Annotated in this window: 21 protein-coding genes; 17 read left to right on the forward strand and 4 right to left on the reverse strand. The window is 51.7% G+C overall.

Annotation, left to right across the window (positions count from 1 at the left end; all coding sequences use genetic code 11):
- Positions 1-39: 39 nt before the first annotated feature.
- Positions 40-930: a LysR family transcriptional regulator gene (locus HEQ18_RS09250; RefSeq protein WP_397605519.1), complete on the reverse strand. Its 891-nt coding sequence runs from the start codon at positions 928-930 to the stop codon at positions 40-42.
- Between the two features lie 92 nt (positions 931-1022).
- Here HEQ18_RS09250 and HEQ18_RS09255 point away from each other — a divergent pair, with 92 nt between their 5' ends.
- The 4 genes from HEQ18_RS09255 to HEQ18_RS09270 all read left to right on the forward strand — a co-directional run bounded on the left by HEQ18_RS09255 (position 1023) and on the right by HEQ18_RS09270 (position 4914).
- A complete protein-coding gene (locus HEQ18_RS09255; protein WP_432814489.1) occupies positions 1023-1631 on the forward strand; it encodes a short chain dehydrogenase in 609 nt (202 codons plus the stop codon).
- 625 nt (positions 1632-2256) lie between these two features.
- Positions 2257-3741: a hypothetical protein gene (locus HEQ18_RS09260; protein WP_432814490.1), complete on the forward strand. Its 1485-nt coding sequence runs from the start codon at positions 2257-2259 to the stop codon at positions 3739-3741.
- Entirely contained in the window at positions 3741-4448 is a 708-nt protein-coding gene (locus HEQ18_RS09265) for a hypothetical protein (protein ID WP_432814491.1), read from the forward strand. Before HEQ18_RS09260 ends, HEQ18_RS09265 begins: the two co-directional genes overlap by 1 nt.
- Complete coding sequence (locus tag HEQ18_RS09270) at positions 4441-4914, forward strand: hypothetical protein (RefSeq protein WP_432814492.1); 474 nt, start codon at positions 4441-4443, stop codon at positions 4912-4914. Before HEQ18_RS09265 ends, HEQ18_RS09270 begins: the two co-directional genes overlap by 8 nt.
- Positions 4915-5561: 647 nt before the next feature.
- Here the strand turns inward: HEQ18_RS09270 and HEQ18_RS09275 are convergent.
- A protein-coding gene (locus tag HEQ18_RS09275; RefSeq protein ID WP_432814493.1) for an IS3 family transposase occupies positions 5562-6694 on the reverse strand; the annotation gives its coding sequence in 2 pieces (ribosomal slippage) (positions 5562-6431 and positions 6434-6694; 1131 coding nt in all).
- Between HEQ18_RS09275 and HEQ18_RS09280 the strand changes: the two genes are divergently transcribed.
- Positions 6654-7004 carry a hypothetical protein gene (locus HEQ18_RS09280; RefSeq protein ID WP_432814494.1) on the forward strand — a complete coding sequence of 117 codons (351 nt, stop codon included), beginning with the start codon at positions 6654-6656 and terminating at the stop codon, positions 7002-7004. The two genes, HEQ18_RS09275 and HEQ18_RS09280, sit on opposite strands and share 41 nt — an antisense overlap.
- 479 nt (positions 7005-7483) lie before the next feature.
- Here the strand turns inward: HEQ18_RS09280 and HEQ18_RS09285 are convergent, their stop codons facing one another.
- Positions 7484-8800, reverse strand: coding sequence for an O-antigen ligase family protein (locus HEQ18_RS09285; RefSeq protein WP_432814495.1), 1317 nt, complete (start codon positions 8798-8800; stop codon positions 7484-7486).
- Between the two features lie 312 nt (positions 8801-9112).
- On the opposite strand from HEQ18_RS09285, the gene HEQ18_RS09290 reads away from it, so the two are divergent.
- From HEQ18_RS09290 to HEQ18_RS09300, 3 genes are read left to right on the forward strand one after another with little or no spacing between them, the layout of a single operon-like run.
- The gene (locus HEQ18_RS09290) at positions 9113-11329 is read left to right on the forward strand and encodes a GumC family protein (protein ID WP_432814496.1); all 2217 of its coding nucleotides are present in this window, start codon (positions 9113-9115) and stop codon (positions 11327-11329) included.
- A 34-nt stretch (positions 11330-11363) separates the two neighbouring features.
- A complete protein-coding gene (locus HEQ18_RS09295) occupies positions 11364-11963 on the forward strand; it encodes a sugar transferase (protein WP_432814497.1) in 600 nt (199 codons plus the stop codon).
- The gene (locus HEQ18_RS09300; RefSeq protein ID WP_432814498.1) at positions 11963-12598 is read left to right on the forward strand and encodes a NeuD/PglB/VioB family sugar acetyltransferase; all 636 of its coding nucleotides are present in this window, start codon (positions 11963-11965) and stop codon (positions 12596-12598) included. The genes HEQ18_RS09295 and HEQ18_RS09300 overlap by 1 nt, the downstream gene beginning before the upstream one ends.
- A 2-nt stretch (positions 12599-12600) precedes the next feature.
- Here the strand turns inward: HEQ18_RS09300 and HEQ18_RS09305 are convergent, their stop codons facing one another.
- On the reverse strand, positions 12601-13779 hold the full coding sequence (locus tag HEQ18_RS09305) for a DegT/DnrJ/EryC1/StrS family aminotransferase (RefSeq protein WP_432814499.1): 1179 nt from the start codon (positions 13777-13779) through the stop codon (positions 12601-12603).
- A 264-nt stretch (positions 13780-14043) separates the two neighbouring features.
- Here HEQ18_RS09305 and wecB point away from each other — a divergent pair, with 264 nt between their 5' ends.
- Genes wecB through asnB form a run of 9 tightly spaced genes read left to right on the forward strand, consistent with a single transcriptional unit; the run spans position 14044 to position 24527 of the window.
- Positions 14044-15153, forward strand: coding sequence for a non-hydrolyzing UDP-N-acetylglucosamine 2-epimerase (gene wecB, locus HEQ18_RS09310; RefSeq protein WP_432814500.1), 1110 nt, complete (start codon positions 14044-14046; stop codon positions 15151-15153).
- A 4-nt stretch (positions 15154-15157) separates the two neighbouring features.
- A complete protein-coding gene (wecC, locus tag HEQ18_RS09315; RefSeq protein ID WP_432814501.1) occupies positions 15158-16420 on the forward strand; it encodes a UDP-N-acetyl-D-mannosamine dehydrogenase in 1263 nt (420 codons plus the stop codon).
- Positions 16421-16460: 40 nt separating this feature from the next.
- On the forward strand, positions 16461-17495 hold the full coding sequence (gene gmd / locus HEQ18_RS09320) for a GDP-mannose 4,6-dehydratase (RefSeq protein WP_432814502.1): 1035 nt from the start codon (positions 16461-16463) through the stop codon (positions 17493-17495).
- Complete coding sequence (locus tag HEQ18_RS09325; RefSeq protein WP_432814503.1) at positions 17452-18381, forward strand: GDP-mannose 4,6-dehydratase; 930 nt, start codon at positions 17452-17454, stop codon at positions 18379-18381. The genes gmd and HEQ18_RS09325 overlap by 44 nt, the downstream gene beginning before the upstream one ends.
- A gap of 48 nt (positions 18382-18429) precedes the next feature.
- Positions 18430-19449: a glycosyltransferase family 4 protein gene (locus HEQ18_RS09330; RefSeq protein WP_432814504.1), complete on the forward strand. Its 1020-nt coding sequence runs from the start codon at positions 18430-18432 to the stop codon at positions 19447-19449.
- Positions 19450-19478: 29 nt separating this feature from the next.
- Positions 19479-20015 (forward strand): class I SAM-dependent methyltransferase, encoded by a 537-nt coding sequence (locus HEQ18_RS09335; protein ID WP_432814505.1) that lies wholly within the window; start codon positions 19479-19481, stop codon positions 20013-20015.
- Positions 20012-21301, forward strand: a complete 1290-nt coding sequence (locus HEQ18_RS09340; protein WP_432814506.1) for a hypothetical protein — start codon at positions 20012-20014, stop codon at positions 21299-21301. The genes HEQ18_RS09335 and HEQ18_RS09340 overlap by 4 nt, the downstream gene beginning before the upstream one ends.
- Positions 21302-21320: 19 nt before the next feature.
- Positions 21321-22601 carry a hypothetical protein gene (locus HEQ18_RS09345; RefSeq protein WP_432814507.1) on the forward strand — a complete coding sequence of 427 codons (1281 nt, stop codon included), beginning with the start codon at positions 21321-21323 and terminating at the stop codon, positions 22599-22601.
- Between the two features lie 60 nt (positions 22602-22661).
- Positions 22662-24527: an asparagine synthase (glutamine-hydrolyzing) gene (asnB, locus tag HEQ18_RS09350; RefSeq protein ID WP_432815983.1), complete on the forward strand. Its 1866-nt coding sequence runs from the start codon at positions 22662-22664 to the stop codon at positions 24525-24527.
- Positions 24528-24564 lie beyond the last annotated feature (37 nt).

Here is a 24564-nt window from a genome sequence, read left to right on the forward strand (position 1 = left end):
CATAGAGCGTCTACAAAATCAGGGTGTATTCATTTTGAGCTAACTCGATGTGTGCAATCCTGCAATAACCTGAACAAGCCAATCTCTGGATGCACTGCCCGAAGCTCTTCTATGCCATCCCACAACCAAATTGAAATTTAGGGAGGACATGTCTAGGTCAATCACTTGGAAGCCACCGGTGGCAGCAATGGCCGAGGGTACAAAAGCCACCGTATCATTCACGTGCATAAACGCTTGCAGAGACGTGTAGCAGGGCAAAGTGGCAATCACTGTGCGGCTGACATCCCGGGCACTAAGGAAGTCATCCACTCGACTCCCCAGATTGCCTACTCCACTGGCGAAATCCACATGAGGATGTAAGGACACATCTGCAAGCACCTGTATCTGCCGAGGCAGCAGCGAACCTTGCCGAGCGACGCAGCAGTAGTGGTCGCTTCTCAGTCTATTCCGCACTAATCCAGGATCAACGTAGTCAGAAAAACCAATCACTAGGTCAGCCTCTCCTTGCGCCAACGTCTTGACATGCTGATCGGGATTGAAGTCAATGACTTCAAGCTTCACCCCGGGTGCGCGTTCGCGCATGAGCAGCGAAAGCGATGGGATGATAGACAGTTGCGCATATTCATTTGCGATCACCCTGAATGCGTACTCACTCGTTGCTGGATCGAATGGGAATGAATTGAAGATGCCGTCGATCTCTTCGACTATTTTCTCGAATTTAGCTGCGAGGTCATACGCATAGTCGGTCGGCTGTAGGCCTGCGCTCTGGCGCAGGAACAGCTCATTGGGAAACACTTCACGCATGCGCTTGAGGTAGTTGCTAACCGCCTGTTGTGATATCTCAAGCCGCTCGGCAACGCGAGAAACGTTTTTCTCGCGCACGAGATGCAGTAAAACCCGCATGTGCCTGATATCGATTTTCTCAATCATTTTGGTTGTATCTCATACAAATCGGTGGTGATTTTCATTGTATCAGTGAGCACCTAGAGTATCGCCTCCCTAAGATTTAACAAGGCATTGCTATGAAAACCGTAATTTTGATTGGTGCCCAAGGGCACATGGGCCAAGCCGCTATGACCGGCCTCAAGAAACACAACGTCATCACCGCCAGCCGCTCTGGCACAGGCTGCGACCACACGGTAGATATCACCAGCAAGGCGTCGATCAAGGCTCTATTCGAAAAGGTTGGGCCGTTCGATGCTGTCGTTAATACAGTTGGCTACTGCGAATACGCTAACTTCAGCGAAATGACCGATGAGCAGTGGGACACAACTATCCAAAGCAAGATGGTCGGCCAGATCAATCTGGTTAATGTGGGCCTGAACTACATCAACGATGGCGGTTCGTTTACGTTGATTTCGGGCATTCTCAATGTCAAACCTATTCCTATGGCAATTGCTGACGCCACCACCAGCGGCGCCATCGACACCTTCGTACAGTGCGTAGCGCACGAGCTTCCACGCCAGGTTCGTATCAACGTGGTCAACCCTACAGTTCTGGAAGAGGCGTGGGACGTGTATGGGGAAATGATGCCAGGCTTCCAGCCTGTCCCTGGCGCGCTGGTAGGCAAAGCCTTCGAGAGTTCGGTTGATGGCTTCATCACCGGAAAGGTTATATTCGTCGATGCCTGAAGAAGAGCCCATCTGCACTGAAAGTAAGTCACTGGAATTTAAGAGGGCGCCGACCTGAAAGTTAATCAGGTCGGATGCCTCTCAAGCTACATGCATCTACATTGTTCACCATTGGTGAATGCCGTTCTCGGATTTTGTTGGTTTTGACCATTGTAGTTCAAAAGCACTTTGGATGTAATATCCATAGATAAGGCTCAGGGAAAGAAATATCTATAAGATGATTGCTTGGCAATCATCTCAAGGAAACTTGGTTTCCGCCAGAGAGCCGCAAGGCTCGACCCACGAACGTAGTGAGTGCACCGGCTTGGCCGGCTCCGTCTGAAGCGAAAGCGTAAGACCGCAATCAAGGTCATGTCGCACGTAGTGCGTATGACTTTGAGGTATTGCGCCTAAAAATGTGGGTCTGAAAAAAAATAAGATATCTGTTCGGGGACTGATCCACCGAACGTATTCTGCTCAAATTGTTCGGTAGACGAAACTTACCGAAAACTCATTCAGAGAAACTTCGGTAAATAAATTCCCACATCAAAAGCTCGTTATCGTAGCAAAAATATCTTTTTTTGCTTTGTGAAAAAAAATTTGCCCATTTGCCTCCATAAATTTTATTTTATCCTACAACGGATTTATGGATGATGATGTTGCACTTTATGAATTGCTAAATAGTCTAGCGTCAACGGCAGAAAAGTACGCCCCTGATATCGCGCGGGATTTAAAAGCCATTACGGCTGCCTTCGAGGGCGCAAAGGAGGTCAATTCAACGGGCGGACTTACTCGGAAAGCACATCAATGGCTGCAGCGCCTGCGAAATCCCTTTTTCATGACGACACATGAGAAAGCAGCGAAGCAGGCAAATAACCGATTGGTGAAAAAAGCTCACGCCGCCTTTATTCTAAACCTTCAGCAGACGGTCATGGCAATGGGGCATTATCGCCAGGCTCTATTGGAACAAAATATTCTCAAGGACGCAGAATGTGGCCCGCCTTCTCGGGAAGGCATACCCGCCAAAGATTGGGAAGACTTACAACGCTTTAGTCGGGCGATGACTGAGCGAAACGTGCCACTTTACGTATTTGGGCGCTTGCGGGCGAACGAATTTGACTTAATCGCGAAACTAGCAGCGGACGCCCATCGCGATCCTAGTTATGAAGAGCCCAATAATATCTGGAATGCCGCATTTCAGGGGGGCATACTTGACGCGTACCGAAACAACATGTCGGAGGAGCAGAGATTGCTCCTTGAGGAGGCGGCAGCAAAACGGGACGAGCCTGAATCGCTTGCATTGCGTGACGCGCTGGAAGCGCGACTTGGGCGCCGCCTTAACGTCACACCCCTTTTTGCCGCTGCGTGCGAAGAACTGTCCTTAAAACTTGAAGAATGGACGACGACGGGTGCAGCAAATGCGCTTTACGCCGCAAAAGCTGGCGGATGGTCAAAGCAGACTGATTGGATTTGCAAAATACTGTCTGTTCCAATCGACCAAAAAGCTCAGGTCGAGGCCTTCGTCGGCTTCCTGGTTTCGGGGATGCGCGAAAATCGGCATCGTGACAGCTGCTGGGATTATCTTCGCTATAACCTTGAAGTATTCACCAAGGACTTCGAAACCCGTCACATACCCCCCGCAGGTTGGCTACCCGGCCTTGCACAAGTGTTTGGAATTGACAACGAGTTCAAGGCTCTAAAATTCAAAGATCCGGCGGCTTTCTGGGCTTTGTATGAATTTGTGTTGCGAAATAGCGACACCTATTTTCGGCTTAACCAAGAAAAGCATGAGGCTTCCGAAAACGAGCACCGCAAATTTTGGCAGGCCGAGTGTGAATACCTCGATAAGATGGGAGTAACGTACCGGCTTGATGAGAACGGTCTTCCACTGTTTGATCAGACCCTAGATGATGAGGAAGATGGTGAGGTCAACGAGCTTTCGGTCCCCGAGGTAATCGAAGGCGGCGATCCGCCTGTCTTAGACCCGCCCAGCGATGACATGTCTGGGGGCACCGATCTGGCGGTCACTCCCGTCGCAATTTTTATCGACCGAATTTCAAGCGAGGTTTTTTTCGGGGACATACTTGCGCCCCAGCCACCAGTTATGAATAAATATGGAGATCTAGAATAATGTCGGCCCTCACCACCCAAGTAATTTCGCCCGTCGTAAAAATGGGTGCAGAACTCGCGCGCGTATCTCGAGCCCCAGATTTACCCACTGCTGCGGATAACTTCCCGCGCACGATGTTCTTGACACGTTTGCTATCAGGAAGTTCAGAAGCGGATACGTTTCTGGCGCATCTGCTGGCACTCCCGACCGGATCGGCCACTGCTGTCGTTCAATGCGGCGGTCCGGCTGGACCCTCCTTCAAATCGCATGATCAGAGTCTATCTTTGAGGCTGCAATCGGAAGACCAAGATCTGACTGCAAAAGTTATTGACTTTAGGGTTGTCCATAATCGGAGACACATGATCATCTTATTTGATCCCGAATGTCTGCGATCGGCTATCCAACTCCTTGATGATTTTGCCATGCTGCAAATCCCCGTGGACATCTTGTTCATTACCTGCCGAAGCGAAAAAGATCCAAGTTTCGTAAGTCAATTAGAGGAAAGAAACAGCCGAGTGGTGCGGGCCTTTGAAAAAAGCCTACGCATGGACTACCCTGCCGGCACGCTCCTCTATCCTCCAATCTCGCCACAGTTGGAAACTGCGTACGCAAATGGCACGCTAAATCTGCGGAAAATAGTAGACGGCTCGTCGCTAGGTATCCAATTGGCTTTTGAGCGTAACCTGATGGCGTTTGCTACGTCATTGCAGGAATGCCTTCATGGATGAGCTCGACATTTACTGGCATGGGCATTTTGGTGTCGCCGCGTCAACATTTGAGCGTCGCCTGCTCGCGCAGATTATGACAGTCATACCGCCCGGGGACCCGCTATTTGTGGTGACAGCCATGTTAGCGCGGCAGATCTATGTTGTGCTTGGCAGTAATGAAAAGGCCATACTCGAATTCGGGCCTACGGTAACGAAGCGCATGGAAGATTTAAAGGATGCGACGGAAAAAATCGCTGTCGACCTTGACATGATCCTTGTTCGGATAGCACTCGTGAACGGAAACATTGAAATGCTGGACGCGCGTGTAACTGATCGCAGACGCAGTCTTGCGCAATGGTTGACAGAAAGGACCATTGCAATCATCAACGATGAATCAAAAACTACTTTGCAGTGGACCGTAAGCCTTTGCCTTGCTTTCATCTTCGGCGTTGTAGCTGTTTCCGTTTTGTCGGCACATGCAACCTAAGCTTTGGTCGCTTAATGAAGTTCTTATCAATCGCGAATGGTATGTCGGCAACGCTGTTCCCCGTCAGCACCAATGGCACAGATTTGATGTTGTGATTTAAGGAGTGTTTTGGTCTCATCGTAGTGACGAAGGAACGAATCTATGGACGCCTCCCGCACAAGGGGATTTTTCGATGTTGCTTCGGCATTGGATGCATGAATCTATCCGGCCTGTTATTTGGAGCATTTCTGTCCATGGCCATGATGGGGATCCGCTCGGTTCGTGCCTTTTAAGATGAGCGGCCTCGAAGGCCATCGTTCCTTACAGGCTGTAAAGCAGCGGGCAGTGCCGTTACACCATCAAAGTCTCACCTCGCATATAAACTGTCGATTCAATTATTCGCAGGTCCCGTTTTCCACTACGCCATTCTGTAGCTTTCTTCGTTGCGCAGCATTGCCCACGCGATGCGCGCAGTCTTGTTTGCCATCGCGACCAGCGTTTTATTATGCCCCACTCTGGCGAGCAGTGAGAGGTGGTTCGGTTTGTTTGAACATAAATCGGCAATAGATAAGTGGATCGTCTGCCAGTTGTGTTGAACTTCCGATATGGTCTGTCATGCAGGAAGGGCGAAGTCCGACCGGAATGACAGACCATATCGGTTGCCGTTTTCATGCTGCCACCAACAGTGGCATATTGTCAAAATACATCTGGTCCGGTGTTCGGGCACCTAGGCTTGAGTGCGGCCTTCTGCCGTTGTAAAATGCGAAATACTGACCGATGGAGCTCCTCGCCTGGGCGACGCTTTTATATGCGTGCAAGTAAACCTCTTCATATTTGACCGAACGCCACAAGCGCTCGACCACAACATTGTCGCGCCATGCGCCCCTGCCGTCCATGCTGATCGCGATTTTCTCGCGGTGCAGCACGCTGGTAAAGGCTTGGGACGTGAACTGGCTGCCTTGGTCGGTATTGAATATCTCGGGCTTGCCATAACGCGCCAGCGCCTCTTCCAAAGCTTCCACACAGAACCCTACATCCATCGTGATAGACACCCGCCAGCTGAGGACTCTGCGACTGAACCAGTCAATAATGGCGACCAGATACACAAAACCCCTGGCCATCGGAATGTAACTGATGTCTGTTGCCCAAACTTGGTTGGGACGCACAATCGCCAGCTTGCGCAGCAAATAGGGATAAATCTTGTGACCTGGTGCCGGCTTGGACGTGTTCGGGCGCCGATAAATAGCATCGATCGCCATCTTCTTCATCAAGCTGGCAACACGCAAGCGCCCGATCAAAAAGCCTTCCTGCCGCAGCATATCCCGCAACATACGGCTTCCAGCAAAAGGATACTGCAGATGCAACTGGTCCATTGCGCGCATGACTGCCAGATCGATGGCAGATGCAGGCTTGGGCAAATAATAGACGCTGCCCCTGCTGATCCCAAGCGCTTTGGCCTGCCGCGCAAGCGGCAACCTGTGTGCAGGATCAATCATCGCTTTGCGCCCGGCAACAGACCCGCCTTGCCGAGCGCCCCTGACAAAAAATCGTTCACCAACGTCAACTCGCCTATCTTGGCGTGCAGCGTCTTCACATCAATCTCAGGTTCGGGCGCAGCACTGTCCGAGCCAAATACGCCTGCAGCACCCTCCAGCAACTGCGTTCGCCAACTCGTAATCTGATTAGGGTGAACGTCAAACTGATGGCTTAACTCCGCAAGCGTCTGCTCGCCCTTAACAGCGGCCAACGCCACCTTCGCCTTGAATGCCGGACTGTGGTTCCGGCGCGGTCGTCTGCTCATAACTTCTCCTGTAATCCGGCTATCTTCGCCGCGTTCAGGCAGAATATCCACTTATCTCTATGTTCAATTTTGCCGAGCCACCTCTCCGCTCGGAACGTATAACCCGGACTGGGCCGTGACCGGCAGCGACAATGGTGCCCCCGCTATTCACCTTATATCAGAATCGAAAAGCGATTTTGGCAAACTGCGCGAAGATGAAGAGGCTAAAATGCGCTGCGGAATGGCACATTTCGAAGCGCTGGGCGTGGGTTTCGTAAAGGCGATGAATGCCGAGGATATTGTCCTGCGACTTGTCGAAACGGAAACATAATGGTCATGCATAAAGGCGTGATTTGTTACCTGATGGAACACTTGCGCAATCACGTTTGAAAAAACTGCAACAGCCTCACTATATCTTTTTCGAGCTGAGGCTTTCGATTCCGAGAGACCGCTAAATTACGTGGCTCAACTTTTTTGATTGACCCATGTGGCTAAATGCGTCATCTGACAGTGGTCCAAAAAGGTGGTCCATATCACCATTTTGGCCGAAATTTAGTGCTGCTAATCCATTGATTTTGTTTAACTTAAAACGCAGATATCCCCTCCCGTAGGGGTCACCAAAATAGCGCTATGTAATTGGCCTTTTGGCTCTCGGGCGGTATTCAGCGACATTTCTGGTTTTGTGGGCAACGGCGAGTGGAGGTCGACCAACGTGTTGGCGAGGTAGCTAGAGGATGCGGAACACAATGCCTGGGAAGCAGCATGAAGTGACGTATCGCGGCACCCCAAACAAGTGCGCGCGCCGGTCTTTCAGCTGGCCTTAGGCACCTGCCGCGCATGCCCAAACCAAACCAACACCAAGGCAGCAAAGCCAGCCATGGCAGGCGTCCGCAGGGGGTAGTCCGACATGCTGGCGATACCGAGAATGGCAATGACGATGCTTGCCATTCGCCCCAACGCGACCGCGGAACGCGCCCCATCCATGCGCATCCACAGGACGAATGAGCGGCGAAGATAATACACTGCGCCCGCCAGCATCAGAAGAATGCCTGGGACACCGAATGTCAGCGCAGTCTCCAGCCAGTCATTATGCAGCCGGTTTAGATAAGCCCCGTCCAATAGCGCTAATGGTTCGGTCATCTGGAAGGTCGATACAAAGCCGCCAGGCCCGAAGCCGAGGGGGAAGTATTGCCAAAACAGCTGCAGGCTTGAGGTCCAAAAGTCGGCGCGATCTTTTGCCCCCACGTTTTCGGCAAAAATGCGTTCAATTGCTTCGGCGCGGGAGAAGTAAACTGTAACAAGCACGAGGCCCACAAGAATTGCTGCTGCCCAGATTGGCGTCGCGGATTTGGCCTGAGTTGACCTGCGGTAGGACGGGGCGTGTGAAACATACAGCAGTGTGCCGCCGATCAGCCCCACAGCGGCCGTGAGCATCCCAGAGCGTGATCCAGTGACCAATATGAGCGGGATTAAAATTATGGCGATTGCCATTGCAATCAGTTGCCGCGTGTTTCTGCCTAGGCTCGCCCCTTCCGACTTCGCCGCAAAGAGGGCTAGCATGGGGAAGAGGCAGGCCAAGAAGACGGCGGCATGGTTTCGGTTCGCGAGGAGACCCACGGCGCTGCCGTTATTGGTGATTTGATAAAAATAGAGCGGGCCAGTGGGGCTGCCGGCTAATTGCAGGACGCCTACGACCCCTGAAATCGCTCCAACGGCAATGAGGAGAGGCACAGAGAGACGCAAATCGTCTCGATTTAACTGCAGGGCAGCCAAAAGCACGGCCAGAGGAGCAAAGAGAAAAAAGAGCGACTGCCAGGCGGCCGCGGGTGCCATCGATGTAATCCGCGTCATGCCGGACACATCGGCCGCCGCGCGAATTGTCGCCACATCGCCTGCCCCGCCTAAGAAATTCACAATCTGCGCCGATATTGGAAGAAGATGAGTTGCAACCAACAAAATGACGAACAGAAAGCCCGCCAGAAGCGACTTCTTTCCCTCCAATTGCTCTGGCCTCAGAAAAAGTAACGCAACTCCACAGAAGGCTATCATCAGCGGGTTCAACAGGGCCAGAGACTGAACATCGGGCCGCGACGATCCACCCATAGCAAAAAGCGCAACAAGGGGCACGAACAAACCCCAGAATTGAAGCGATGGCAGGGAAATCGTAGCTAATCTTGGCAATTTCTTTTCCTGTGATAAGTTCCGGCGCCATCGTTTGACGGGCTTACGAGGTGTCTGGTAATATTATTTACGTCGGTGCTCCCTTTGTAAAGGTTATATCATCGGGCGCTAAGCTGCTTAAGCCAGTTAATTCGACAAGTGGCTTGAAAAAAATATGGCTTTGTTTGAGCGCTTCAGTTACCTGCGACCCAGACTTATTGCCATCCAAACTGGCACAGGTCAAACATTCATAACGTCGATGCCGGTACAAGGATTATAATGTTAAACGCCGCCACCCCGCTAACCACCGCTGCACATCCCGGCGCAGCAAATCCCGATAATGAAGCCGAACGCGGCCTCGCGCCTCCGATATTGCTGCAGTATTGGCAGGTAGTTCTTCGCTGGAAGTGGCTGATCGCGGGTATCACGGTGGCGGCACTGACGTTGGGTCTCGTGGCCACGTTATTGGCGACGCCCCAATACACGGCAACTTCACGCATCGAAATTAGCCGCGCACAGAAAAATGTTACCAACGTGGAGAGCCTTGAATCCGCAGAGGCGGGGCGCGACCAAGAATTTTATCAAACGCAATATTCGCTGTTGCAGGCCCGCTCTCTCGCAGAGCGCGTTGCGCGGCAATTGCGACTGGGTGCCAATGATGCCTTCTTTGAAGCCCATGGAGTAGACCCCAGCGAAGATGGCCTTTTTGCTTCCAAATCGGGGCAGCAATTAAGCGCCGCCGAACGGCAAAAGCGCGAAAAGAAGGCAGTTGATTTGCTAGCAAAAAACATTGCGATTTCGCCTATCCGTGGATCGGCCCTGGTGGATATAAGTTACACCAGCGCATCGCCCGGCCTATCCGCGCAGATTTCGAACACGTGGACAGAGCAGTTTATCGTCCAAAGCATGGACCGCCGCTTTGCCTCAACGGCAGACGCGCGGAAATTCCTAGAGGGACGGCTTGCCGACCTTCGTGCACGGGTCGAGACGTCTGAACGTGAAGTCGTTAACTACGCCTCGCAGAAGGGAATTGTGGCACTAGGCACTTCGAAAAGCGCCGACGGCAAGACCGAAGTCGAGCGGACTCTGGTTTCAAGCGATCTTGAGGCTCTAAATTCCGCACTCGCCGAAGCCACGGCAAACCGCATAGCAGCTGAGAGCAGATCACGGAGCCGCAATGGCGGCGCTAATTCAGACGCACTGAGTAACGTCGCAATTTCCCAATTGCGGCAGAAGCGGGCCGAGGCCGCATCCGAATATGCCAAATTGCTCGTTCAGTTTGAACCAGGCTACCCGTCAGCCCGAGCACTTGCCGAGCAACTTCGAGTGTTGGACGCGAGCATTGCACGCGAGGAGGGGCGAGTTCTGAACAGCCGATCAGCGGAATATAGTGAATCGGTCCAGCGCGAACGAGACCTGCGTGAGCAAGTGGAAACGCTTAAAGCCCGCATGGATCGTCAACAGCGCGACAGTATCAACTATAATATCTACCAGCGCGAAGCCGATACCAACCGACAGCTTTATGACGGTCTGTTGCAGCGTTACAAAGAAATTGGCGTCGCCGGAATTGGCGCAAACAATATTGCTATTGTTGACCCGGCGAAGGTACCTGAAAAGCCATCTGCCCCTAGCTTACCGCTGAATATGGCGCTAGCATTGCTGGCCGGAATTGGCTTGGCGGCGGTTGCCACATTTGCGCTGGACCAGATTGACGAAGGCATTCGGGACCCGGGTCAGGTCAATCGCCTGTTGCAAGCGCCTTTGCTCGGCAGTGTGCCCGATGCCGACGCTGAAGATGCTCTTACCCTGTTGGGTGATCCGAAATCGATGATTTCTGAGGCTTATTTGAGTATTCGCTCTAATTTAGCATTTAGCACTGATCACGGCGTTCCAAGCGCGTTTATGGTCACCAGCACGCGACCGGCGGAAGGCAAGTCTACAACCAGTCTTGCCTTGGCGACCGTATTGGGTCGCACTGGCAAGAGGGTGTTGCTGGTTGACGGCGATATGCGGTCACCGTCCATGCATCAATTTCTCGGTCGCGAAAACAAAAGCGGCCTTAGCAACTTTCTTGCTGGGGACAATGAGTGGCAGAACATGGTCATCGCGACGGAACAGAAGGGCCTAAAGCTTTTGCCAGCTGGGCCAATGCCGCCTAGCGCGTCCGAACTGTTGAGCAGCGACCGGATGTTGATGCTTATCCGACAATTGGGCGATCACTTTGACCACATAGTTGTCGACGCGCCTCCAATATTGGGGCTTGCAGATGCGCCGCTCTTGTCGCGTGCCGTTGAGGGCTGCATCTTTGTTGTTGAGGCAGAGGGTGTTGCAGTCAGAGGCGTCAAGTCATCGCTAGGTAGGCTACATTCCGTTCATGCCCATGTGTTTGGTGTGATTTTGACGAAGCTTAAACATCGTCAAGCGGGGTATGGGTATGGATACGGATACGGATACGGATATGGTAGCCCCGAAAACACCAAGGCCAAGCTCGATTGATCCACGGGTTAGATAATCGAGCAACGGAGATAATGTGGCAAAGCGCTTATTTGACCTAATCATCAGTATTTTGGCGCTGTCTTTGTTGTGGCCAGCACTGCTTGCAGTCGCAATTCTGGTCCGCAAAAATTTAGGTGCACCAGTGCTGTTTGTGCAGCAACGGCCAGGACGCAATGGCATCCCGTTCAACATGATCAAGTTTCGGACCATGTTGGATTCGAAAGACGCGCTTGGAAACGATCTTCCAGACGGGGAACGGCTAACACGTTTTGGGGCATTTTTGCGCTCAACCAGCCTCGACGAACTTCCCGAACTTTGGAACATCCTAAAAGGCGATATGAGCCTTGTGGGGCCGAGACCTTTGTTAATGCAGTATTTGCCGCTGTACACCGATATACAGGCAAGAAGGCATGAGTTGAGACCCGGCATTACGGGCTGGGCACAAATCAACGGTCGAAATGCTTTGAGTTGGGCAGACAAGTTCAAACTGGATGTGTGGTATGTAAATAACAGAACATTTTTTCTCGACATCTACATTCTGCTATTGACGGTATTGCGCGTATTCCAACGTCATGGGGTAAATGCACATGATGATGTCACAATGCCTGCGTTTACTGGTCGGGAGGATAATTAATGGCTATTACGATTGGCGTTTACGGTGCGAGCGGTTTTGGGCGCGAGGTTATGCCGTTAATTGCTGCAACGACCGGCCCGGATATCACTTTAGTTTTTGTAGATGACTCCCTGACTGGCTCCATTAATGATTACTCGGTGATATCCTTTGAAACTTTCAAAGCACTGCCCGGAACAAAGTATATTTCCATTGCCATAGCTGATGCGTCTCTGCGTGAGCGATTGGCTTTAAAGTGCTCAAAAGGGGGCATCCTTCCATATGACGTGACAGCCCCAAACGTGATGTCCGGCCATTCCGTGTCAATAGCGCCTGGGTCAATATTGTGCGGATTTGTAACGTTAACTTCGAATGTTGTAATCGGCAGATATTTTCACGCAAATATCTATAGCTACGTTGCGCATGACTGCATTATTGGCGACTTTGTAACATTTGCACCATCCGTAAAGTGCAACGGCAATGTTGTAATTGAGGATTATGCCTACATCGGCACTGGTGCAATCTTGAAGCAAGGACAGCCCGACAAGCCCCTGCATATTGGCGCACGGGCTGTGATCGGTATGGGCGCCGTCGTCACCAAGGACGTTCCTGCTGGCGCGACAGTCGTCGGAAACCCTGCGCGCATAATGGAACGATAAGCTTATTTCTTGGCTTCAGCCAGCACACTGCCTACGACATCACAAACGCGCTCAACCTCCTCGTCGGTGATTGTGGGATGGGTCAGAAACATTAAGCTCGTTTCGCCAAGCTTCTGGGCATTTTCAAGCCTCTTCGTTGGACGCCATGTTGTATTGTCAAACGCCTTCTCTAGGTAAACTTCTGCACAGGTGCCTTGAAACACGGGTATAGCGCGTGCGGTAATCTCGGCCACAATACGGTCTCGGTCCCAACCCGATTTTAGTCCCTCGGGTTTGACGTAAGCATATAAGCGATAAAATGCATGAACAGCCCCGGACCTCGGCAACGGAACACGAACAACGTCCTCAAACTGACGCAATCTCTCGCATAGTTTAGTAGCAATTAGCGTCCGACGATGTGTCCAGTCGGGCATTTTTTTGAGTTGTATTCTTCCAATCGCCGCCTGCACCTCAAGCATCCGCCAGTTGGTGCCGATGGATTCATGAACCCAGCGAAACCCAGGGGGGTGTGTGCGGTTATAAACAGCGTCCCAACTCTTGCCATGATCCTTGTAGGACCACATTGTCGACCACAGTTCCTGGTCATTGGTTGTTACCATGCCCCCTTCGCCGCCAGTGGTCATGATTTTATCCTGACAGAATGACCACGCGCCGATATGTCCGAGCGAGCCCACCATTTTGCCTTCAATTTGAGCACCATGCGCCTGCGCGCAGTCTTCGATCACGGCAATATTTCGACCCGCTGTTAGATCCATGATCTCGGGTACCTCGCAGGGCCAGCCCGCAATATGCACTGGAATAACCGCCTTCGTACGCGATGACAGCATTGGTGCGATTGTTTGTGCACTCAAATTACCGCTTTCGGGATCGACGTCGGCGAACACCGGCGTGGCCCCCGCAGTTACAACACAGGAAATAGACGCGATAAACGTACGGGGCGTAACGATCACTTCGTCACCGGGCCCAACATCCAGACCCTTCAAAGCAAGATCAAGAGCGAGGGTTCCGTTTCCTAAGGCGATGGCGTGACTTGCGCCAACCCAAGCGGCAAATTCCGCTTCGAATGATCGGCCAAGTTGCCCGGTCCAATAATTCACCCGATTGGACAAAATGACATCGCGAACCGCGTCCGCCTCTTCGTCTGCAAAGGACGGCCACGGGGCCAAAGATGTGTTGAGCATAATTTTTAAGAATCCAACTTTCGCAACGGACTAAAACACCTTGCATGACATAGCGGACTTCGAACGTTGTTTCAATTAACCAAAATCGCGAAAAACAACCTATAACTTGAGGTCTTTTTAGACTTTTTACTATGGTCTTTTCACCATTGATATGGCAGGGGGACCCCCACTGGCAATGAAGCCTGCCTGTCATATTGACAACGTCGAGAGGTTGAGTTCTTGAAAGTACTTTCAGTAATTGGCACTCGACCCGAAGCAATAAAAATGGCTCCATTGTGTGTCGCACTGCGAGATGACGCGCGCTTCGATGCCAGATTGTGCATAACTGCGCAGCATCGCGAAATGTTGGACCAGGTACTTGACCTCTTTCGACTGGAAGCCGATTTCGACCTCAATATCATGCGTGCCAATCAAGATTTGACCGATGTGATGTGCGCAATTTTGCAGGGCCTCCGTTCGGTGCTGTACGATTGGCGGCCCGACATTGTCTTGGTGCATGGTGATACGGCAACAACGTTGGCTGCGACATTGGCTGCTTATTACAAACAGATTCCCGTTGGCCATATCGAAGCTGGTCTGCGTACCCATAATCTGTATTCGCCATGGCCTGAGGAGGCTAACCGAAAATTGGTCGGCGCTATTGCGGCGCTTAATTTTGCGCCAACCTCGGTCACGGCTGGCAATTTAATCTCGGAAGCTGTCGATCCTTCAACGATAGAGGTCACCGGAAACACCGTTATCGATGCGCTATTGATGACTGTAGAAAATCTAAAAAGCGACCCTGCGGTCCTTTCCGAAATGGCATCGCGATTTCCCATGATCCGCAAAGATAGCCGCTTGCTGCTAGTAACAGGGCATCGCCGTGAAAGTTTTGGCGGCGGTTTTGAAAGAATCTGCGAAGCTTTGACCTTGATCGCTCAAAAGTATCCGGACGTTGATATCGTGTATCCCGTTCACCTCAACCCCAATGTGCAGGAGCCCGTAAACCGGTTGCTAGACGCAATTCCCAACATTCACCTGATCGACCCGCAACCTTATCTGTCCTTCGTGTATTTGATGAACGAATCGACATTGATACTGACAGATTCCGGTGGCGTGCAAGAAGAGGCTCCATCACTAGGAAAGCCTGTGTTGGTGTTGCGTGACACCAGCGAACGGCTCGAAGCGGTATCTGCAGGAACAGTCATTTTGGTGGGTACCGATGTCGAACGGATAGTCAGTGAGACCGATCGATTGCTATCTGACAGTGATGCATACGCCGCCATGAGCGCAAGTTATAATCCATATGGCGATGGTAAGGCTTGTGGGCGCATAGTCGACCGGCTGGCGCTCTATGCCGAAAATCTCTCAAATCAACTTAAAGAGCAGAATTAATCTTATGGAATTCAACACCATTTGTGTTGTCGGTTTGGGCTACATCGGTTTACCGACGGCGGCAATTATTGCGTCGCGTAAAAAGCACGTCATAGGGCTAGATGTGAACGCGGATGCTGTTGCCACGATCAATCAGGGAAAGATACACATTTACGAACCCGACCTCGAGTCAGTGGTTCGGACGGCTGTGGCCGATGGATATCTGAAGGCGACATTAGTAGCCGAACCGGCAGATGCGTTTCTCATTGCAGTCCCCACGCCTTTTAAAGGGGATCATGAACCTGATTTGCGTTATATTGAATCCGCAGCTTTATCGATCGCTCCAGTATTGCAGTCCGGAAATTTGGTTATTCTGGAATCCACGTCACCCGTCGGGGCAACGGAAGCAATGGCTGAATGGCTTGCCAAAGAGCGCCCCGATCTTTCCTTTCCCGCCGCCGCGGGCGATGATTCAGATATTCGCATTGCGCATTGCCCCGAGCGCGTCCTGCCCGGCCATGTACTTCGTGAACTGGTGACAAATGATCGGGTGATTGGGGGCCTGACCGCGCGCTGCTCCGAATATGCCAGAGGTTTGTACCAGATATTCGTGGAGGGCAACTGCATAGTGACAAGCGCCCGCACCGCCGAAATGTGCAAACTTACCGAAAACAGTTTTCGGGATGTGAATATTGCTTTTGCAAACGAACTTTCAATGATTTGCTCGAAGCTGGATATTGATGTCTGGGAGCTTATTAGCTTGGCGAACTTACATCCTCGGGTCAATATTCTCCAGCCGGGTCCAGGGGTCGGAGGGCACTGCATTGCGGTGGATCCCTGGTTTATCGTAGCAGCAAGCCCCGATGAGTCTCATTTGATACGCCAAGCCCGTGAAGTAAATGACCGCAAGCCACATTGGGTTTTGAATGAAATCCAGAACGCTGCAAATTCGGTGAAGCTTGACGGCACCGCAGCACACAAGCCGGTCGTTGCTTGCCTCGGACTTACCTTCAAACCCGACATCGACGATCTTCGCGAGAGTCCTGCGCTGGAAATCTGCAAAATGCTCTGCGATTCCAACGTGCTTGAAGTCGTTGTCGCAGAGCCCAACATTACACAGCTCCCCGATCAGCTGCTTGGCAAAGTCGAGTTGCTATCGCCATCAGATGCTATCGAACGGGCGGACGTGGTTGTGCTTCTGGTCGACCACCGTCAGTTCAAAGACATTTCCCGAACGTCGCTCGGGGACAAAAAAATTATCGACACGCGCGGGCTCTGGCGACGCTAAACGCCTGGACTGCCGTCATTTATAGAAAAACGGGTGATTTGTGAAAACAGCAATTATTACAGGTGTTACAGGGCAAGACGGTGCATATCTCAGTGCCCTGCTCCTTGAAGCTGGCTACCGCGTTTACGGGACTTTCAGGCGCACAAGTTCGGTGAATTTCTGGCGGCTGGAAGAATTGGACGTTCTGGATCACGAACATCTGGAATTGGTTGAATATGATCTGACTGACCTGGGTTCTTCCATTCGTATGCTTGATACATGCAAGCCGGATGAAATCTATAATCTCGCAGCACAAAGCTTTGTAGGCGTGTCGTTTGACCAGCCAACGACGACGGCTCAGATCACGGGGATGGGCGCACTTCACCTGCTTGAAGCGATACGGATTGTGAACCCTGCAATTCGCTATTACCAAGCATCGACCTCAGAAATGTTTGGCAAGGTTCAGGAAATTCCGCAGCGTGAAACGACGCCATTTTATCCAAGAAGCCCTTATGGCGTTGCCAAGCTTTTTGCCCACTGGACTACTGTAAATTATCGGGAATCCTATGGGATATTTGGTTCCTCAGGAATCCTGTTCAATCACGAATCTCCCTTGCGCGGCAAAGAATTTGTAACCCGTAAAATAACCGACGCGGTCGCCAAAATTGCACTGGGCAAGCTCGACTGTCTGGAACTGGGCAATATGGACGCAGAGCGGGACTGGGGTTTTGCCAAAGACTATGTAGTTGGAATGCATGCGATGCTCCAAGCAGACGCACCCGGCACTTACGTGCTGGCAACAAACCAGAAATGTTCAGTACGCGATTTTGTAAAGATGAGTTTTGCCGAGGCCGGCATGTCCCTTGAATGGACAGGTGAAGGCGCAGATGAGGTGGCGACCGATCCCGTCTCTGGTGCCGTACGCGTGAGGGTTAATCCGAAGTTTTACCGCCCCGCCGAAGTCGAGCTGCTTATCGGCGATGCGTCGCTCGCGCTTCAAGATTTGGGATGGAATGCGCCAACGGGAGTGCAGGACCTTTGCCGTCTGATGGTTGAAGCCGATCTTCGCAGAACGCGTAACGGGTTCAGCTGGTAAGATGCGCGTTCTTGTCACGGGACTTGCTGGCTTTACGGGTGTCCATCTCGAAAGCGCATTGCGGTCTGCGGGATATGAGGTGTTCGGACTCGGAAAAGAATGTATCAGTGACGGCGCTAACTATATGGCAGCCGACCTTGGAGATACGCCATTAATCAGCGCATGGTTGCGGGAAATTCGTCCGACCCATATCATTCATCTGGCTGCTTTGTCGCATGTGGTTGGAGACCCGCTTGGCTTTTACCAAGTGAACGTCTTGGGAACCGAAAGTTTGATTCAGGCAATTGTCGACGCTGGCATCACGCCCGAAAAGATGGTTATCGCCAGCAGCGCGAATATTTATGGAAACGCGTCCGAAAACCCGATCACAGAAAATACCCCCATCCGGCCAATGAACCACTACGGCGTCAGCAAGGCGGCGATGGAATTGATGCTTTCCAAATGGCACACGCGGTTACCCATCATCATTACGCGTCCGTTTAACTACACTGGCCCGGGACAATCGGAACGGTTTGTATTTGCAAAAATTGTGGCAGCGTTCCGCCGTCGGGATTCGACACTTTCACTCGGTAACATCCATGTGTCGCGCGATCTGTCTGATGTGCGTTATGTTTCCCGCATCTACCAACGTCTTTTGGAATGCGATTCACACAACGTGCCTGTGAACCTTTGCTCCGGCAATACGGTATCTATTCTTCAGGCCATTGATATCATGTCCGACATCGCCGGATATCGGCCCGAGATTGAAGTGAATCCCGCACTGGTGCGCGCTGACGAAATCATGACGCTGTCCGGTGATCCCAGCCTGCTTGGACGGCTAGTTGGTCCGCTCGATCCCATAGGCATAAGACAAACGCTTCAGGATATGTACAACGCGGTCGCCTGAGCCCCTAAGATGTCAAGCGAAACCCCCTTTCAAGAAGTGCCGGAAATTATGCGTATATGTTTTTTTGCCAACATGTCGGCGCACGCCAATTGGCGCGAAATGTTCGAACGTGTCGAATTTTACAGCGTCGACATCAAATTGCTCCGTGAGTTGGGGCACGAAGTCATCGAAGCGGGACTTCCGTCATTGGTGGATTGGAAGGCCGACCTTTATTATGGCTGGTGGTGGGGACACGCACCTTTCATAATGTTACCAGCAAAACTGCGCGGAAAACCCATTATATTGACGGGTGCATTTGACTATTCAACGTGCAAGCAGGAATTACCCGGCCTGTGCTATCTGGACAGGCCTTTATGGCAACGGACCGTTATTCAGACCATGCTCAGGTTGGCAGATGTGAACATGTTTATTTCGCAATCTGAATATGATGAAGTCACGCCACACCTCAATGTGCGTAACCCGTTAGCCGTGCCACTGGCGATAGACACAGAATATTACAGGCCCACGCCAAACCAAAAGACGGCGGACTATTTCTTTTCTGTCTCGCTGCAAAGCAGGACCAACGCCATTCGCAAGGGTCTTCCGCAAACTATTGAGGCTTTCGCAATTGTTGCGTCTGAGTTTCCGGCCATGCGCCTTGTATTGGCAGGCAAGCCTGGTGACTTTACCGGCGAGCTGAAAGCTTTGGCACAACGACTGGGCGTGGCTGACCGGGTGGAGTTCTGCGGCATGATCACGCAGGAAGAAAAGCTTCAATCCTATCGCGAATGCATCGCTTATGTTCAGCCTACCTTGTATGAGGGATTTGGCCACGCACTTGCCGAAGCCGTCGCGTGCGGCGCGCCAGTTGTCAGCGCCGCCCGTGGTTCGGTGCCCGAGGTTACCGGCAAGCACGCTGCCTGCGTCGACCCCCATGACGTAGCCGCTATTGCTGACGCCATGAGGCTGTGTATCGTCAAGCCTGTGACCGATAAAGACCGAGCAGATGGTCACAAATGGATAACCGACAATTTTTCTCTAGCCGCGAGACGCGAGCGGTTGCGTCAGGTCCTTGAAACTGTCAGGTAAACTTTCAACGTCGAACGGGAACGCATATTGTGAAAACGAAACTTAATGTAGGTTGCGGGACGGATATTAAGCCGGATTATATCAATCTGGATGTAGCAGATCTGCCCGGTGTCGATGTCGCCCACGACCTGACAAAATTCCCTTGGCCATTTGCCGATAACAGCTTCGACACCATTGAGCTCATCAATGTGCTTGAACATCTGCCGGACACGATTGCCACGTTGGAAGAATTGCACCGTATCGCGCGACCCGATGCCAAGGTGATGGTGCGCGTTCCATATTGGAATTCACCCGACATGTTGGCGGACCCGACGCATTTGAGGTCATTCAGCGAACGCACGCTGAATTTTTTTGATCCCGCATTTCCGGAATGCAAAGACCGACCTTATTACAGCACCGCCAGATTCAATATTATGCGCAAGTCGTGTTACATCCGCTTTTTCTATTATCTGAAGATAAACGCACGCTTTCTGACAACACCTCTGTTCTTTCTGGCGCGCTATCTTGGCGCTGTCGTCTGGGTTATCGAATTCGATCTGCGTGCTGCCAAAAGCGATAACAAATGACGCTGTACGCGCGGATAGCCCGCGCGCGCACCTTTTTCGAAAAGGGCGATTTCCTGCCTATACTGGCGCTAGTCATTGCCGTGCAGGGTACAGTGCTCGTCAGCCAAAGCGTTGCCGCGCTTCTGCTTGATACCGCTGAGGTCGGCCGCATACGGCTTTTCGAAAGCATGATCTCAATCGGTGTACTGATCGCTGGCTTTGGCGCGCCTGCGCTTGCGATCCGCGAGATGGCGGCACCCGAACACGCCGAACGCCGCGGTGAAATGCTGCGCGATCTGCTGATCTTGCCAGTCATGGGTGCGATCATGATATGTGTCGTCGCCCTGGCTGCGACCCAATTTGGTGCGACATGGATTTTGCCCTGGCGAGATGTGCTGTTCGCATCGACGGTGTTGCTTGTAGCGGTCAATCTCGTCCGCATGGCGTCTGCCGTGGCCCAAGGCCTAGTGATTGTCCGCCATGTATATATCTGGGTCATTGCAGGATCGGTCGTGGCCGCATCCATGCAAATCGCAGGGGCGGCATTGGGCAGCATATCCGGATGGATTACCGGCCGCCTGCTGGGTGAAATTGCGTTGCTAGGTTCCATGCTTTTTGCAATGCGGCGACACTTCCCCGACATTCATTGGCACCAGCGCCTTCATTTGGGCAACCTGTTCAACAACATGGTTCGGGCAACAATCGTTAATGCCGGCCTCATACTCCGCATGCTTGCCGACGCAGCGCCGATTTTGCTAATGGGGGGGGTATTTGGCGGATTGGGACATGCGGCCAGCGGCGATGATATCGGCCATTTCGGCATTGCCACATTGTTTTTAACGGCCTGTCTCTTGCCCCTGTCGGTCATGGCACAGCGGGCGCTTCCGTTGATAACGACCGCGCGTCAACATGGTGGCAGTGCAGCCATTCCTATTTTCAGGCGTCATTTGTTGTTGGCCAGCATATTGATTGCGTTGACGATGGCCGCTGTCTTGACCTTTATCAGTCTGTCCAATCAAGGACGGCAAGACCAGGCATTGTGGGCAGGTGCAGCATTGATGCTGGCGGTCCCCATGAAAGCAGTGGCATCGGGCATTGGCACGATAATGCTAGCCCGTGGCGAACTAAAACTGCCCGTCTGGATCACCTTGGCCGAATTACTGACGATTTTAATGGTTTTTGCTTGTTCTGGAACAACAGATGTTGTTTGGACAGCCGTGCTGTCGATTATTGTTGGTTCGGGCACGTCTCTGGTAAGTATGCTGGTAGCAAATCATATTTTGAACAAGTCGCCTTATGTTTTATAATTCCGTAAAATCAGATTACATGAAGCTGCTATGGCTCACTGTTTTATTCCTTATACCGACCTATTTGCAACGCGTTGCGAATAGTGGAGAAGGCGACAAGCTAGGCGTTTTTGACGGAATATCCTTGGCTTCTGCTGGATACATGTGTAATATTATCATAATATTGGCAGGCCTGTTTATTATAAATACAAAGTTAAATAAAAATCATACATTTATATTATTCGTATTATTTTTTATTGGATTAGTTCAACTATATATTTCTTATTCTATTTACAGTATGTCATTGTTTGCGATGGTACTTGCGTTTTTTCGGGCGGTGATTTGGGCGCTTTGTGCTTATATATTTGCTGCAAAAATTTTCGATAAAGACATTTTTTTAGATGTTTACATGAAAATGACGACTCTATTTTTTCTGATAGTTATATTGTCGTATACTGTATACACCTTAACTGGCATTCCGTTTGGGATGGTCATAGGGCAAGGGGCCGAGCGTGCTCATGGTTTGTTCAGCGAGCCATCAGTTCTTGGGTCTATCGCGCCCGCTTTCATTTTAATTTCCATGATGAAAAGAGACTATATTAAAATAGCTATTGGATTAGCTGCCTTGGTTGTCGCAAATTCAACAACAGCATACACAACGTTGGTCTTGGTAGTATGCGCTCATTTGCTTTATAAACTGCCACGGACCCAAGCTGCATTTGTTTTCCTGGTGGTAGGTGCATTTGCGTTTTTTGTTATAAGCCTTGACGTCACAAGATCATATTACATTAGCGATATAGCGAGATCAATTTCAGTGACTTTGGACCAATGGATTGGTCAAAGCGAATTTCGAACTTTCACTATTGATCGACTTTTAAATTCGATCATCGACATACCACGGTTTTTAAGCGCAGGGGAAAGCGACTACAGCGGCGAAATTGGAAACCTTGCGCGGCTCGGTGGGCCTCGAGTAATGGTCACCCATATGTATAATGACGGCCTTTATTGGACCGGCTACGGCCTATCTATATTTGCAGTAGTGTCTCTTGTAACATACCGTTCTGTTTTAGATTTTGGCATCATGCCTTACTTCATCAGCAGCTTTGGCATTGGATTAGGCGTGGGGATCATATTCTACTTTAGCTGGCAAATAACTTGGTGGCGGAAAATTGATCGTTCGGTCTTTATATTATTCGTATCCGCGTTATTTGGCACGCTTCTCAATTCCGCAGGCGGCCTGAGCCTATATATTCTGGTGCTCCTCGGAGGTTTTTCTGCACTCATTTCCAAGCAGAAATCCCGCACAGCCGAGGCCATATAAATGTGCGGGATTTATGGAATACAGGGGGCCGTCCGCTCGCCTGATATGGGGTTGGCCGCGATGCGGCGGCGGGGGCCTGATCAGCTGATGCATTGGGACGACGCCTCGGCTAACATCTGGCTGGGTCATGCGCGGCTGTCGATCATCGATTTGTCGGTTGCCGGAAACCAGCCGATGCACTCGCCCGATGGCCGTTGGGTCATGGTCTACAATGGTGAGATCTACAATTATCGCGAACTGCGGGCAGAGCTTGAGGCCGTCGGCGAACAATTTGTCGGGCATAGCGATTCCGAGGTTTTCCTGCGCCTTTTCATGCGCGAAGGCTCGGCCTGTTTTTCGCGGCTGAACGGGATTTTTGCGGTGGCATTCTGGGACCGCCACGAACGCAGCATGACATTGGCGCGTGACCCAATGGGGGTAAAGCCGCTTTATTTTGCAGAACAGCCGCATGGATTTGCGTTTGCAAGCGAGATCAAGGCGTTGATCCGCGGTGGGGATGTCGTCCCCAAGATTAACAAAGCCGCCGTGCTACACCATCTTGGCCTTTTATGGTCTCCCGGTTCCGACACCATCGTCGACGGGGTGCACAAGCTGCTCCCGGGTGAAGCGATGACCGTCAAAAATGGCGCGGTGGTGCAGCGGTGGATCTATGCCGACCCGACATTGCCGTCTGTCCATCGGCCAGCCACGGCCAACGCCGAGGCGCTTGCGGCAAAGGTTCACGATGCGGTCGAAACGGCGGTGCAACGACAACTTGTATCTGATGTGCCACTTGGCGCGTTTCTTTCGGGCGGGCTCGATTCATCGTCCATTGCTGCGTTCGCTGCACGGCACCGGACCGGCCCCGGAAAACTGCAATGCTTTTCGATAGAGATCGCCGACGGTGCCCAAGCCGCAGAAGGCTTCGCCGATGATCTCCCTTACGCGCGCAAAGTGGCGCAACATCTCGATGTTGATCTGCACGTCGTCAAGGCGAACGGATCGATGCTCGATCGCCTGTCTGAAATGATCTATTATCTGGATGAACCAACCGCCGACCTTGCAGCCATCAATACCCTGTTGATTTCCGAACTAGCCCGTGCGCAAGGCATTACGGTTTTGTTGTCTGGCGCGGGCGGCGACGACATTTTCACAGGTTATCGCCGTCACTATGCCCTGATGCAGGAGCGGTTTTGGTCTTGGCTGCCACTGCCTGCACGATCGTCGCTGGCTGGCTTGACTGGTCTTCTGCCCAAGAATATTGCGCAGCTACGCCGGATTGCCAAGGCGTTTCAATTTGCAGACAAAGACGCTGATACACGGCTCGCAGGATATTTCGGCTGGATAACGCCTACAGACGCATACGCCTTGTTGTCAGCCGATCTGCGTGCAGAATTAACGCCCGGCGATATGCTGGCGCCCTTGCTCACCAGCCTTTCGCATGTGCCTGCCGGCGCCACGGCCTTGCAAAAAATGCTGTATCTTGAGTGCAAGCATTTCCTGGTCGATCATAATCTGAATTATGCCGACAAGATGGGCATGGCAGCGAGCATTGAAATACGCGTTCCCTTGCTCGACCATGATTTGGTCGCGCTCGCGATGGGGATTCCCGACGACATGAAACAGCATGGCCGCATTGGGAAATGGATATTCAAGAAGGCCATGGAGCCGGTGTTGCCCCATGAAGTCATCTATCGCCCGAAATCAGGCTTTGGTGTCCCGCTGCGGCAATGGCTGCTTGGTCCACTTGATGCCCTGTTGCAGGATACGCTCAGCCCTGCGCGCCTGAAAGCCCGCGGTATTTTTGATGCAGAAGCCGTGGTTCAGCTGTTGGCCGCTAACCGGTCCGGGCAGGTTGATGCGTCTTACAGCATTTTTGCGATATTATGCATGGAGCTATGGTGTGTTCAATATCTTGATGGGCAATTCGCCGTTGACTTGACTTAGAATACCGCAACCCCCCAAAGCAATTTCGCCGTTTTCG

The organism is Sphingorhabdus sp. (genome assembly GCF_050921905.1).
Taxonomy (GTDB): domain Bacteria; phylum Pseudomonadota; class Alphaproteobacteria; order Sphingomonadales; family Sphingomonadaceae; genus Sphingorhabdus_B.

What these genes read in the sequence shown, in the direction of transcription:
- HEQ18_RS09305 (WP_432814499.1), bottom strand. Translation starts at nt 13,779, where the DNA reads ATGCTCAACACATCTTTGGCCCCGTGGCCGTCCTTTGCAGACGAAGAG.
- HEQ18_RS09265 (WP_432814491.1), top strand. Translation starts at nt 3,741, where the DNA reads ATGTCGGCCCTCACCACCCAAGTAATTTCGCCCGTCGTAAAAATGGGT.
- HEQ18_RS09255 (WP_432814489.1), top strand. Translation starts at nt 1,023, where the DNA reads ATGAAAACCGTAATTTTGATTGGTGCCCAAGGGCACATGGGCCAAGCC.
- wecC (WP_432814501.1), top strand. Translation starts at nt 15,158, where the DNA reads ATGGAATTCAACACCATTTGTGTTGTCGGTTTGGGCTACATCGGTTTA.
- HEQ18_RS09290 (WP_432814496.1), top strand. Translation starts at nt 9,113, where the DNA reads ATGTTAAACGCCGCCACCCCGCTAACCACCGCTGCACATCCCGGCGCA.
- HEQ18_RS09260 (WP_432814490.1), top strand. Translation starts at nt 2,257, where the DNA reads ATGGATGATGATGTTGCACTTTATGAATTGCTAAATAGTCTAGCGTCA.
- asnB (WP_432815983.1), top strand. Translation starts at nt 22,662, where the DNA reads ATGCGGCGGCGGGGGCCTGATCAGCTGATGCATTGGGACGACGCCTCG.
- HEQ18_RS09345 (WP_432814507.1), top strand. Translation starts at nt 21,321, where the DNA reads ATGAAGCTGCTATGGCTCACTGTTTTATTCCTTATACCGACCTATTTG.
- HEQ18_RS09270 (WP_432814492.1), top strand. Translation starts at nt 4,441, where the DNA reads ATGGATGAGCTCGACATTTACTGGCATGGGCATTTTGGTGTCGCCGCG.
- HEQ18_RS09250 (WP_397605519.1), bottom strand. Translation starts at nt 930, where the DNA reads ATGATTGAGAAAATCGATATCAGGCACATGCGGGTTTTACTGCATCTC.
- HEQ18_RS09340 (WP_432814506.1), top strand. Translation starts at nt 20,012, where the DNA reads ATGACGCTGTACGCGCGGATAGCCCGCGCGCGCACCTTTTTCGAAAAG.
- wecB (WP_432814500.1), top strand. Translation starts at nt 14,044, where the DNA reads ATGGCTCCATTGTGTGTCGCACTGCGAGATGACGCGCGCTTCGATGCC.
- HEQ18_RS09330 (WP_432814504.1), top strand. Translation starts at nt 18,430, where the DNA reads ATGCGTATATGTTTTTTTGCCAACATGTCGGCGCACGCCAATTGGCGC.
- HEQ18_RS09300 (WP_432814498.1), top strand. Translation starts at nt 11,963, where the DNA reads ATGGCTATTACGATTGGCGTTTACGGTGCGAGCGGTTTTGGGCGCGAG.